The 12,641-nt window shown below is 67.6% G+C and carries 7 protein-coding genes and 3 tRNA genes; 4 read left to right on the top strand and 6 right to left on the bottom strand.

What is annotated here, in order from left to right:
- Positions 1 to 272: 272 nt before the first annotated feature.
- The gene (ppa, locus tag MICSW_RS01280) at positions 273 to 806 is read left to right on the top strand and encodes an inorganic diphosphatase (RefSeq protein ID WP_228177485.1); all 534 of its coding nucleotides are present in this window, start codon (positions 273 to 275) and stop codon (positions 804 to 806) included.
- 69 nt (positions 807 to 875) lie between these two features.
- Here ppa and MICSW_RS01275 read toward each other — a convergent pair whose 3' ends face one another.
- Together MICSW_RS01275 and MICSW_RS01270 are read right to left on the bottom strand one after the other, a co-directional pair.
- Entirely contained in the window at positions 876 to 2,210 is a 1,335-nt protein-coding gene (locus MICSW_RS01275; protein ID WP_464496556.1) for a peptidoglycan DD-metalloendopeptidase family protein, read from the bottom strand.
- 92 nt (positions 2,211 to 2,302) lie between these two features.
- Positions 2,303 to 4,054, bottom strand: coding sequence for a CocE/NonD family hydrolase (locus MICSW_RS01270; RefSeq protein WP_464496555.1), 1,752 nt, complete (start codon positions 4,052 to 4,054; stop codon positions 2,303 to 2,305).
- A 174-nt stretch (positions 4,055 to 4,228) separates the two neighbouring features.
- On the opposite strand from MICSW_RS01270, the gene MICSW_RS01265 reads away from it, so the two are divergent.
- The 3 genes from MICSW_RS01265 to MICSW_RS01255 all read left to right on the top strand — a co-directional run bounded on the left by MICSW_RS01265 (position 4,229) and on the right by MICSW_RS01255 (position 4,540).
- Positions 4,229 to 4,301 (top strand) — tRNA-Glu (locus MICSW_RS01265).
- 20 nt (positions 4,302 to 4,321) lie between these two features.
- Positions 4,322 to 4,395 (top strand) — tRNA-Asp (locus tag MICSW_RS01260).
- Between the two features lie 69 nt (positions 4,396 to 4,464).
- Positions 4,465 to 4,540: transfer RNA gene (locus MICSW_RS01255), tRNA-Phe, on the top strand.
- A 98-nt stretch (positions 4,541 to 4,638) separates the two neighbouring features.
- Here MICSW_RS01255 and MICSW_RS01250 read toward each other — a convergent pair.
- From MICSW_RS01250 to MICSW_RS01235, 4 genes are all read right to left on the bottom strand, one after another.
- Positions 4,639 to 6,153, bottom strand: a complete 1,515-nt coding sequence (locus tag MICSW_RS01250; protein ID WP_464496536.1) for an IS1634 family transposase — start codon at positions 6,151 to 6,153, stop codon at positions 4,639 to 4,641.
- A 172-nt stretch (positions 6,154 to 6,325) separates the two neighbouring features.
- The gene (locus MICSW_RS01245) at positions 6,326 to 7,519 is read right to left on the bottom strand and encodes a tyrosine-type recombinase/integrase (protein WP_464496554.1); all 1,194 of its coding nucleotides are present in this window, start codon (positions 7,517 to 7,519) and stop codon (positions 6,326 to 6,328) included.
- The gene (locus MICSW_RS01240; protein ID WP_464496553.1) at positions 7,500 to 7,802 is read right to left on the bottom strand and encodes a hypothetical protein; all 303 of its coding nucleotides are present in this window, start codon (positions 7,800 to 7,802) and stop codon (positions 7,500 to 7,502) included. Before MICSW_RS01240 ends, MICSW_RS01245 begins: the two co-directional genes overlap by 20 nt.
- The gene (locus MICSW_RS01235) at positions 7,799 to 12,631 is read right to left on the bottom strand and encodes a helicase-related protein (RefSeq protein WP_464496552.1); all 4,833 of its coding nucleotides are present in this window, start codon (positions 12,629 to 12,631) and stop codon (positions 7,799 to 7,801) included. Before MICSW_RS01235 ends, MICSW_RS01240 begins: the two co-directional genes overlap by 4 nt.
- Positions 12,632 to 12,641: the final 10 nt, after the last annotated feature.

Here is a 12,641-nt window from a genome sequence, read left to right as displayed (position 1 = left end):
CCAACATGCGGAACGGCCAATATTGCAGGAGTTACGGTCGCAGACGGCGCGGATCGGCGGTCCGGTGTACGAGTCGGCGGCCTTGCCTCCGCCGCCCGCCGGCTGTGGCTAACTCCTCACATCCGCGCCGCCGCCCCGACCCAACGGCCCGATCGGGCGCAAGCCGTGCCGGATTAGAGGAGTTACCGACGCCGCAGGCACGGGCTCGGGCGGACGAACCCGGCGCACTAGGCTGGTCGGCGGCATCCGTCATCGACAAAGGAGCACAGAGCATGGGCGCGTACGACGCCGTCATCGAGATCCCGCGTGGCAGCCGCGTGAAGTACGAGGTCGACCACGGCACCGGCCGCGTCTTCCTCGACCGCATCCTCTATACCGTCTTCGGTTACCCCGCGAACTACGGCTTCTTTGAGAACACCCTCGGCGAGGACGGCGACCCGCTCGACGTCCTGATCCTGCTCGACCGCGACCTCTACCCCGGCATCCTCGCCAAGGTCCGCCCGGTCGGCGTGCTGAAGATGAGCGATGAGGCAGGCGGCGACGACAAGGTCGTGGCTGTCCTCGCGAAAGACCCGCGGTGGGACCACATCCAGGATGTCGCCGACATCCCCGACTACACGAAGAAAGAGATCGCGCACTTCTTCGAGCACTACAAGGACCTGGAGCCCGGCAAGTGGGTCAAGGTCGACGACTGGGCGGATGCCGCCGAGGCCGAGCGCCTGATCACCGAGGCCGCCGAGCGCTTCGACGCCCACGAGGGCGAGACCCGCACGCAGGGTGAGGGCGAAGCCCCCAACACGCTCTGAGCTCATCACGCGAGCCGCGGTATCCGTCACGGATGCCGCGGCTTCGTGTTTCTCGGGTGGCGGGCCGGCCTAGAAGTAGACGCCGCGGGCTGCCATGAAACCGGACGGGTTGACGGCTGCGCCGTTCACGTAGGTCTCGAAGTGCAGGTGGCAGCCGAAGGAGTTTCCGGTGTTTCCGGTGGCAGCGATCGCCTGGCCGGCGCCGACCCACTGGCCGTACCCCACCCAGAAGCCGCCGTCGACGATGTGCGCGTAGCCGGTGCCGATGCCGCCGCCGTGGTCGATCTTGATGTAGTTGCCGTAGCCGCCGTTTCGTCCGACGTAGACCACGCGACCGGCGCCAGCGGCGTAGATCGCTGCGCCGCATCCGGGAGCGAAGTCGTAGCCATAGTGAAAGCTCGAGGAGCAATAGTTCGCGTTGCACACGCTCGAGCGACGTCCATAGCCCGAGGACACGTACCCGGATGACGGGCGGGCCCATCCGCCGCCGGTGACAGCACCACCGTTGCCGCCGCCGTTGGCAGCCTGCTCGCGAGCGATTCGTTCGGCCTCTTCGCGGGCCTTGCGCTCCCGCTCTTCGCGAGCCTTACGTTCTGCTTCCACACCGGCCTGGTAACCGGCGACGGTCTTCGCGGTCTCATCCTTGAGCGCCGCCAGCTGGGCTTGCAGGTTGCCGAGGTGGGTCGTCTGGTTGTCGAGGGCGACCTGCGCTGCCGCGGCAGCCTCTTGGGCCGCGATCATCTTCTGCTCGGCCTCTTGCTGCAGCTTGTCGCGCTCATTGCGCGCCTGCACTGCCTGATCGCTGTAGCTCTGCGCGGCATCCCGGGCCGTGACGGCGTCTTCGTACACCGTCTGGTTGCGCTCGAGGAGCTTGTCCATCGTTCCCAGGCGCGCGAGCAGTTCGTCTGCCCCGACCGCGGATCCCGAGAAGAACAACTGCATCGCGGTGTCGTCGCCGCCGTCGCGGTAGAGCTGCGCGGCGACGCGCCCAGCCTTCTGTGCGGCTTCATCCGCTGCTGCGGCCTGCTCATCAGCCTGCGCCTGCAGGTCATCGGCGCGCTTGGCGGCGTCGAAGTACGCCTGCTGCGCGACATAAAACTCGTCCGAGAGCCGCTGCGCTTCGGCCTGCGTACGCTCGACCTCGGCGGTGAGGCTTTGAATCAGCCCCTCAATACGGGTGACCTCACGCGACTTGGCGGCTTCGTTCGCCTTCGCGTTCTGGACGTCGTCCCAGCTGGGATATGACTCAGCGAAGGCGGGAGCGAGGCTGAAGGCCGAGGCGCCACCGAACAGGAGGAGTCCGCCGGCAACGCCGATCCCCAGGGCGGAGCGGCGCGAGAGCGCGCGAAGCTCCCGGGGCGTAGGCGCGCAGCCGCACTCCTCAGCGCTCGATTCGAGCTCCACCAGTTCCTCCTGTCACACAGAACGTATTCACACTAACAACATCAGTCACACAAACAACAGGTTTCGCAGCCGAAGTCGCGTTCGGCATCCGGTCACGGCGCCTTCTCGAGCCATGGCTCGCCGGGCGACCCAGTCGGGTGTCGATGCCCGAGCAGCAGGGATGACGGATGCTCCGGACCGGTGTGGATGATCGCCGTACCGCCCCGACGGCGCACGTACCCGGCGGGGAAGCTCCCCGTGACGGGGTTGCGGCTGTGCACCCAACGGCCGCGGACGACGAGTCTCAGCTCCTCGCCCGCGCGGAACCGCGTGGCGTGCTCGCGCAGCTCGATATCGACCGGGATGACCTCGCCCGGGCGAATCGGCACTCGACGCTCGAAGGTGTGGACGGGATGCAGGTCGGTCGTGAGTTCCGGGTCGAGATCCCGGAACCCCGCACGCTGCCAGCCATACGACATCCAGGCGCGATCGAAACCGTACGACCCCTCGAACGGCACGACAGCACCCTCCGCTATCTTGCGGACGCCGACGAACAGTGTGAGATCGTCGGCCGCCCGCGCTGAAACGTGCAGGCGCAGCGACATGGGGCCGATGACGTCGAGGTCTTCGGGGATGCGCCACGTCCATTCGAGGCCCGGGCCGTTCATCGCGAAGCCGGTCTGCACCGTCACGCGTGAGGGGCCGTCGCCAAGGCAACCGTCCATGCCGTCGAGGAACAGGCGGCGCATGCGCAGGTCTGCGGGCGGCCACTCGGACTCCGCGGTGACGGCGACCGGGGTCGGTCCGCTTTCGTACACGGCCAGGCGCACCGGGGGAAGTGCGTCCCAGCCGTTGTCGAGGTCGCGGAGGGTGTGATCGAAGAAGCGGGCACGGATGCTGGCGGCAGCCGTGCTGTAGTACGTGGCCCACTTGCCGCCGCGATGGGTGTAGAGCCAGCGGCGGGGGCGCTCGGGACGCGCCTGACCCGCCCGTCGGAAGACTTCGAAGGAGCCGCGAGTGTGGAGGTTGTGGTCCGAGAAGCTGCCACACACGAGCACGGGAACGCCGATGCGGTCGATGTCGGGGGTGCGGTCGCGGTACCACTGGTCGCGCGTGGTGTGCCGTGCGAGCTCCCGACGCAGCGGCGGGGGTGCGACCCGAGCCGCGCGGGCGGTGAGGGTCGACCACAGCACCGCGAACCCGTTCTCACGGATGCCGCCGGGCCACGCGAAGTCGCGGTAGAGGTCGCTGAAGCCCTCCCACGGGCAGATCGCAGCAAGCTGCTCGGGCGCCCGGGCCGCGACCGCGTACTGCGAGAGCGCGAGGTACGAGACCCCGTCGAGCCCGACCTTGCCGGTGGACCAGGGTTGCGTTCCTGCCCACGCGATGAGGTCTTCGTAGTCGTCTGCCTCCTGCGCCTCGAACAGATGCGCCTGTCCCTCGGAGGTGCCGCCGCCCCGAGCATCCGCGTTCACGACGGCGTAGCCGCGCGGCACCCAGAAGGCGGGGTCCGGCGCCTCCCACCCGGTCCACGCCGAGATCCCGACCCGGTCGGGCTGCGGCATGATCCGGTACTGCGGATTCAGCGCGCGGCCGCTGCGCGAGCGCCCAGGCACGGCGTCCTTCCCGTACGGATGCGCCGACATAATGACCGGCACCGGCTCATCGCCGCGCGGCCGGAACACATTGACGCGCAGCACGGTTCCATCGCGCATCGTGACCGGGACGTCGCGCTCGAGAATCCAGTCGGGTTCGGCCGTGGCGACATCCACACGCGGCTTCGCGAACAGACGGATGCGGCGTGCGACGCGACCGAGAAACCACGCGGGCGAGTGACGAAATCTCTGCGGGGGTGGCACCGGCACGGGCCCGACGCTACCGCCGCCGCGGTCGCGCCGGGGCAGACCCGCGCGGGAGGCTGCAGGTCGGCATCCGTGTGTCGCACCGTCGATTGGCGGATCTCTCAGGTATTGCGTATGCTTGACCGTCGGTAAGCGTGAGCCCCCGGAGTCCTTTTCGAAGGATGCTGGAGTTCATCCGGCCCCATCGTTTAGCGGCCTAGGACGCCGCCCTTTCACGGCGGTAGCACGGGTTCGAATCCCGTTGGGGTCACCCTACAATTGAATAAGCATGGCCCTGTAGCGCAGTTGGTTAGCGTGCCGCCCTGTCACGGCGGAGGTCGCGGGTTCAAGTCCCGTCAGGGTCGCTCCGAAAGCGACGGGCCCTTTTTCGGAAGGGCTCTTCGTATAGGACGCGGCAACTTCGGCTGCCGTGCGGCTCTGTAGCTCAGTTGGTAGAGCGCACGACTGAAAATCGTGAGGTCACGGGATCGACGCCCGTCGGAGCCACCATCTAAATCCCTGGTCAGCCGGGGATTTTTCTTTGCCCGCCCGACGCTCGCAGCCGTCATCCGAGGCCGTGTGCCACATCTGTCCTGACTCGCGCCAAGTTAGTGCGTGACGCTCGCGGCGACGGCGTCGAGGATGGCTTGCGCCGTGTCGCCGGGTGGGGTCTTCGCTACGATCTCGTTCCCGTTGATGCTGATCGTGACGTCTCGCAGCGGTCGCAGGGTGCGGACGATCTTGCGGACGCTCGCCCCGGTGATGTCCTGGAGATGGCGTGAGATCGCGAGGGCCGTGAACACGATCGTGAGGTGCGCGTGGATCGAGTCGGCCTCATGATGGAACATCGGTCTCGCACGGAGGTCGGTCTTCGCCATCCGGAACGATGCCTCGACCTGGAACAGTTCGTGATACGCGGCCACGATCTCATTCCCGGTGAGCCGGACCTGGGGAATGTTGGTGACGTACCCCTTCAGCCCAGCCAGTTGACGGGCCCGGTCGACGAGGACCTGATCGACGGCGGGGCGGGTGCCGGTGAGCTTGACGAACCGGTCCTTCTTGAGCGGCTTGGTCCCGTCGGCGATCTTCTGCGCCCGTTCGACCTGCTTGTCGAGGGTGTGGTTGTCGCGCCGGTCACGCTTGGCCGAGTAGTGATAGACCACCCGCCGCTGTCTGGCGTTCTCCCGGACGCCCATGATCCGCTTCGACTCCATGGTCTCGCCGTCGTGGAGGACGCCGCCGTGCGCGTCGAAGTGCTCGGCCAGGTCGTAAGGGGCCTTGCTGATTCGGGAGCCGACGATGAACGAGAACCCGGCGTCCTCGATCTGGTTCAGGTTCGACGCGGACAGCATGCCGGCGTCGGCGACGACCACGACGTCGTCGACTGCGTGTCGGTCTTGGAACGCGCGGAGCACGGGCAACAGCGTGAGCGTCTCGCCGGTGTTTCCGGGGAACTCGTGAACCTCAAGCGGGAACCCGTCCGGGGTGACCAGCATCCCCACCAGGATCTGCGGGTCGACGCGGCGCTCCTTGCTCATCCCCACCTTCCGCAGCGCGTCCTCGTCCTCGGCCTCGAAGTAGAGCGTGGTCACGTCGTAGAGCACCAGCTTCACGTGCCCATGTCGGGTCGCATGCGCATACGCAGCGGTCGCGAGCTTGTCCCGCCAATCGTGTTCAACACATCTCGCGAGGGTCCGCCAGATCGTCCGCAGCCCGGGCGCCGGCACCCCGAGCTCGCCGAGCACCCGGATCGTGTCAGCCTTGCTCGTCGGCTCGACCACGCGAGCGAGGACCAGCTTCATGAACACGTCGTCATCGACAGCGGCATCGAAACCGAGCCGCCGATACGCGGCCTCCAGCACGTCCCACAGCACCCGCGAACGAGATCCCGTCACGGTCGGCGCCGCCCCGGTCGGCGCAGTCGGTGTCAGCGCGTCCAGATCGAACGTCTGCTGCCCGGCATGGATCTTGCTCTTCGCAACCGCCACCAACGCCGCAAGCTGCGCGTCGTCATGCGCCGAGCCGATGTGCTCGAGGATCGTCTGCACTCCGCGACGAGTATGCGCGATCTGCACCGCCGTCGCCCCGGAACGCGTCTTCACCTTCCGGACGAACAACCCCATCGAGGGAGTCTAAATCGCCGCCGTTAGTGCGTAACCCGCCGACCCCGAACCCCGGAAAATCAGGGCAGAACGACCAACGACCGCCGAATCAGCGCTCAAGTGGCACGAGTCAGGTCTGTGCCACAAGTTCTCGATTCTGTGCCACATAGAAGCCGTCTGAAGCGGCCCTCGATCAGAGCGAGGGAGGGTCTGGTCTCGCGGGAGCGTCTTGGCTGCTCGGCGAGCCTCCGGGCGTCTGCGAGCCGCGGAGGAAGGCGCTGAGCCGACGTCCGGTGCCGGCGGTGGCGTTGTCGCGGGAACGGCTGTACAGCTCGGTGACCTGCAGGCTGGAGTGCCCCATCGCCTGCTGGACGTCGGGCGCCGACACACCGGCGTCGAACAGGAGTGTCGCGAACGTGTGGCGGAGGTCTTTGACCTTGAAGTCCGGGCGGTGGAGCGCCTTGCGGATCTTCGGCCAGTTCACCGCTCGCACGAAGGTCTTGTTCGTGAGCCTGCCTCCGCGCACCCCCGCGAACAGGCGCTCCTGCGGCTTCTTGCCCTCCATCGCCTCTTCGACGTAGGGCACGAAGTCATCGACGATCGGCACCGGCCGCCACTTGTGGCTCTTGGGCGTCTGCTCGATGAGCTCGCCATGCCGTCCTGGAGAGATGCTGCGTCGCACCCGGATCACCCTCCCTGGGAGGTCCACGTCCACCACGCGCGCGGCGGTGGCCTCACCAGCGCGGCCTCCGGTGTAGACGAGCGCGGCCGCGTAGCGACGGTAGACGCCCTCCGGGATCATCTGGAGAACGAGATCGACCTCCTCCTTGGTGAGCGCGCGGGAACGCGGGTCCACTTCGTCCACCTCGGGGCGGCTGATGCTTCGCGCGGGGTTGTAGCCGATGAGTCCCTGCTGGTGCGCTCCGCGGAGAAGCCTGCTGAGGACGGCGAGAGCGTCGATCTTCGTGGAGGATGAACCGGACCAGTCGGTCATAGCGCTCTCGATCACCGTGGGGGTGATGTCGCGCATTCGTCTGGACCCCAGAGTGGGCTTCACCCGCAGCCGCCATCCGACGTCGTAGGCGGTGACGGTTCGCGGCCGAATGCTGGCTTCTATGACGGGCCAGTATTCGACGTACCACTCGCTGAGCGTCTTGCCCGTGCCGATCGCCTGCGGCTGGGCGCCTCCCACCATGCGGGCCTTCTTCGCCGAAGCCAGCGTGGAGTGCGTCGTGGTTCGCTCACCCCATCCACCTTGACCATCCGGCACCCGGATACGGGCCTGATAGCGACCGCGGTCTGCGCGCCACCGGATGCCATCGGGGAGCCGTCGCCCGGTGCGCGGATCGAACCGAGAGCGATCAGCCTCATCCGACGTCTTCGCCACGAGTGCCACCGGCTTCCAGGAATCGGTCGATGGTGACGCTGTTCCACAGGACATGACGGCCGACTTCAGCGTCCGGGAGCGGAACGCGCTGCTGGCGCCGCAGCCGGTCGAACGTGGAGACACTGACACGGCATCGAGCGGCGGCGTCGCGGCGAGTCAGATAGGCGCCCGCGGTCGGCGCGGCATCGCTGGTCACATGGTCTCCTTCCTCTGCCTTGCCCGCGCGAAGCGCGCCGAGCGCCGGTACGAGAAGGTGCCCGCCGTCCCCGTCTCGGCGGCTCACAGCCCGAGGCGAGGGCCGGAGGACGACTGCGAGGTCCGGCCGCCGGTGAAGTCCGCGAGCGCCGCGGTACGACCAGGAGCCGCCCCTGGCGGCTTGGGCACCGTCTCGGTGTCCTCGCTCACGTCCTGCTGCATGGCGGCGAGACTCGTCTCGACCCGGCGGAGGTCTTCTTCCGCGGCCGTGAGCGAGTCCGCGTGACGGAAGGGTCTCCCCGTGCGCTGATCGGCCTCCGCAGCAGCCTCCGCAGCCGCGGCGTGGTCTTCCCGAGCGCGCTCCAGGAGCGAGGGGATGCCGGACACGCGGTTCTCGATGCGCTGGATGATGCCGACTCCGCCCTCGAGGAAGGTGTTGTGCGCGAGGATGAACGTGCTGCGGGGCACGTCGTCGATCGAGATGGTGACGTCCGGGCGCGGCGAACCGGCGCGGGTGCCGATGCGGATCGCGAAGTCGCCGAGTCGACCGACGATCCCGTAGTCGCGCTCGCCGTAGCGGGACGCCCACCGTAGCTCCGAGTTGTGCGCCCATTGCGTGAGGGCGTGTGCGGCGTCGACTCGGGAGTCGTAGCTGCGGTCGCGGATCTGGATGCGGAAGCGCTCGCCGCTGGTGTCGATGATGCGCGGCAGAGCCGCTTCCAGTTCGGCGATGTCCTTCTGAGCATGCTCTGCGCGCCGCTGTTCCCTGTCTCGGGTATGCACGAGCATGCTCTCGTTCCGGTGATAAGCCCGTTCGAGGCGTCGCAGCCTCGTGACCTCGTTCTGCAAGGTGGAGTGCTCCAGCAACAACGGATTGCCGGACGATATGGCCTTGGCCTCTGCCGCGGATAAGGCCGCGGAGTCGATCTCCTCGATCTCGCGGGAGTCGAGCTTGCCACGCATCAGCTGTGCGATGAAGGTCGCCTTCCGCTCGACGCCCTGCCACATGTACGAGTCGAAGGATCGCTCGGTGACCAGCCGTACGATCGCCACCTCGTCGTTCTGGTTTCCCTGCCGGAGGATGCGCCCCTCGCGCTGGGCGATATCGGACGGTCGCCACGGACAGTCCATGTGGTAGAGCGCGACGGCGCGTGATTGGACGTTCGTGCCGACGCCCATCTTCTCGGTCGAGCCGATGAGCACCGAGACGTGGCCGGCGCGGGCGGCGGCGAAGAGTCGCGCCTTGTCCGCATCGGTCTTGGCTTCGTGCATGTACCGGATGGCCCCGGCTGGCATCCCCCGCTGCACCAGCTGTAGGTGGAGTTCGTCGTAGGCGTTCCATCTGTCCGGGTTGGGGGTGCCGATATCCGAGAACACCAGCTGCAGCGCCCCGCGCACCGTGGAGGGCTCTCCGGTGATCGCATCGAGGTACTCGTTGTCCCGCGTGCGCTCCCAGGCGGCGTGGATCGCATCGGCGGCGATGTCCACTTTCGTCGGTCCAGAGGGGTCGTGCGGGATCACCATGCGGATGTCCAGCGCGGCCTTGCGTCCGTCGGTCGAGATGGTGAGCATGTTGTCGTCTCGGGGGTCGACGGCTTTGGCCGCGACGAGCTCGGCTCGATCGCCCAGCCGTTGGATGTAGTCCTCCAGCTCGACGGTCGGTTGTACCGCGATGGTGCGGGCGGCGCGGATGCCGTCCTCCCGCTCGGCGAGGTCCGGTGTCGGCAGTTGAAGGTCTTCGGCGGTCTTGACGTCGGCGAACACGCTCCACATCCGCAGCATCTCGGGGACGTTGGAGAAGCGCGCGAAGCGTGTCTTCATGCGGAAGGTGTTGTTCGCGGTCGGGGCCATCTCCATCTGGGTGACCGTCTGCCCGAACGTCGCGGCCCAGGCGTCGAAGGCGTCGATCCCGGCGGCGTGCAGCAGATCGGGGCGCATGTACCGTTGCATGACGTACGCTTCGGTGACCGAGTTCGAGATCGGCGTCGCGGTGGCTCCGGTCACGACTCTCTTGCGCCCGGAGGCGCGTAGGTGCTCCAGCTTCAGGTGCAGGTCGCTGGCCCGCTCGGAGCCCTCGATCGCCGCGTCCTGGATGTTGGACTCGGTGGCGAGGTTCTTGTACAGGTGCATCTCGTCGACGATCAGGTAGTCGATCCCGGTGTCCTCGAAGCAGACACCGCGGTCGCGGGCGAGGTCGGTGCGGGACTTGACCTTGTTCTCCAGAGCGAGCAGCTTCCGTTCGATGCGTTTGACGCTCATCCGGTTCTCGCCCTTTGCCTCCGCGAGCACGGCGCGCACCCTCTCTACCTCTCGCTGGATGTACTCCTGCTGGGTGTCGGCGCGCAACGGGATCTTCGCGAACGCCCCCTGCGTCAGTAGCACCGCATCCCAATCGTTCGCCGCAGCGCGCGCGACGAACTGGCGTCGCCGATCTGCTGTCAGATCGGCGCTGGAGGCGGCGAGGATGCGCGCTCGCGGATACAGCTGCAGCCATTCGCGGCCGAATTGTTCGAGCATGTGATTCGGGACGACCACCGTGGGCTTTGCGATGAGCCCCATGCGCTTCATCTCCATCGCGCCCATGATCATCTCGGCCGTCTTGCCTGCCCCGACCTCGTGGAACAGGCCGGCGGCGGGCTCTGCGATCATGCGGGCGACGGCTGCGCGCTGATGCGCACGAGGAGTGAAGTTCGCCGCCAGGCCCGGCAGGGTCAGGTAGTCACCCGCATCCGTGTAGTCGCGCAGGACGATGCTGTTGAAGCGATTGTTGTACTCGTCGGCGAGCGTCTGGGCGCGGTCGGGGTTTTCCCATACCCATTCGCTGAACCGCTCCTGCAGGAGCTCGGCCTTCTCCTGGGCGGCTGTCGTCTCGACCGGGTTGAGGATGCGGCGCTTCTTGCCGTCGGCGTCCTCCACCTCGTCGTAGACGATGATCGGCTTCTGTTCCATGAGCGACTGCGCCAGGTCGGGAGCGGGCCGGCGCTCGGTGCCCCACTCGCTGGTGGCGCGGATGCCGCGCCTGCCGCCACGGACCTCCCACATCCCGGCCAACGGGTTCTCCACGTTCACGTCGTCGTCCTGCAGGATGTCGCGCAGGAACGCTTCGTGGACGGCGGGGCTGATCCAGACCGCGCCAAGCCTCGCGGTGATGTCCTCGATGCTCAGCGGCTCGGGGACGACCGCTTCGAGCGCCGTCACGTTCTCGGCGAACTCCTCGTCGCGGTCGGCGGCGATGCGTGCCGCTTCGAGCTTGCCCCGCACGTCCCCGGACAGATACTCGGGCGCATGGATGAGCTCGCCGCTGTCGGGCTCGGCGAACACATGGCCGCGCAGAGCGGAGCGCGCATCGGCCTCGGAGACGCCGAGAAGGTCGGCGATGAGTGTGAGGTCGACTGACCCGGTGCGATCCATGCTCACGGCGATCGCGTCGGCTGGCGCGTCGACACCTTGCACTTCCGGTCGGGGCGCGACAACTCGGCGGGTGAGCAGCGCCGCGGGGATGGCGGATTGATCGGTGTCGTCGAACACTTCCAAGGCGAGCACGAGCGGGCCGAACGGGTCGGCGCGCAGCAGCCGGATCGCAGTCGGCACGATCCGCGCGTGCGTCTCGTTGCCCTCCCGGTCGGTTCGTCCGGTCGGGCGCAGGGCGTAGCGATTCAGCGGGCCGTATCTGGTGACGTACTTCTGGTAGTCGCGGCGGAGTCCTGCACGTGCGGCTACCAGTTCGGGGGTGTCGTCCAGGCTGGCTGACTCCATCGTCAACAGGCGGCTAGCCTGATCTCGTAATGCCACCAACGCCCGGAGCTCGGTCGTGGCGGACTTCGGGACCTTCAGCGGCTCGGTGCCCTCTCCGGCGACCGTGGCGAAGCCGCCCTCGGTGGCGAGAATGCTGCCGTCCCAGAGCGCGGGACGATCAGGCTCGCTCAGGGCTAGGGCCGGCTCCGCGGAGCGTTCGGTCATGGTGAGGCCCGTACGTCGGGCGGAGAACACGATCTGGTCGATCGCAGCGCCCAGCTGCTGATCCAGCGTTTCCAGATCGCCGTCGACGTGGAGGGTCGCGCTGCCGTGCATGCCGCTGCGGACTCCGACGGTCCCGAGCACCAGTTCGGGGTGCTCATCGAAGTAGGTGTTGACTCTCATGTCTCGGCCGTCGATGGTCACCGGGACGGCCGTCTCCCACGACTCGTCGGAGGGCGGGCGGTCGCTCTCGCGACGCCGGAAGACCAGCAGGTCGGTCAGCGCATCGGTTCCGGCCGCGCGGCGATGCGCTCCCGTGGGCAGCCGCACCGCCCCGAGCAGGTCCGCGAGCTCGCTCATCTCCCGCCGCGCGCCGGGGTTCTGCGCATCCATCGTGTAATGCGATGTCAGCACCGCGACCACCCCGCCGGGACGGACGAGACGCAACGACTTCACGATGAAGTGGTTGTGCATGCTCAGCCTCGTCGCGTTGTGCGCGGGATCATGCAGGATGACGTTAGCGAAGGGGACGTTACCGATCATCGCGTCGAACGAGGCGACCGGCAGGCGGCTGTCAGCGAAAGACTCCGCCCGGATCGTGGCGTGCGGGTATAGCCCCTGCGAGATCGCCGCGGTGATCGGGTCGAGTTCCACGCCGACCATCTCCGCGCTCTCGGGAGCTACCCCGATGAAGGTTCCGGCGCCGCTGCCCGGTTCGAGCACGCGCCCACCGTCGAATCCGAGTGCGGCGAGCGCGCGCCACATCTGCCGGACGATCATCGGGTCGGTGTAGTGCGCGTTGATCGTCGTGCGGGATGCAGCATCCCACTCCGCGTCCGAGAGCAGTTCGCGCAGCTCGGCGCGTTCGGCAGCCCATTCGCGGCTCTCATTGTCGAAGACGTCCGGGATCGCACCCCAGCTGCTCCACCGGGCCAGGATCGCCTGCTCGTCGGCGGTCACCCGCCGGTCC

Source organism: Microbacterium sp. SW12 (assembly GCF_055391095.1).
This window is presented reverse-complemented; position numbering and strand designations above follow the sequence as displayed.

Bases quoted from the DNA above. Each gene is read 5' to 3' on its own strand.
- MICSW_RS01250 (WP_464496536.1), bottom strand. From the start codon at position 6,153: ATGGGGTTGTTCGTCCGGAAGGTGAAGACGCGTTCCGGGGCGACGGCG.
- ppa (WP_228177485.1), top strand. From the start codon at position 273: ATGGGCGCGTACGACGCCGTCATCGAGATCCCGCGTGGCAGCCGCGTG.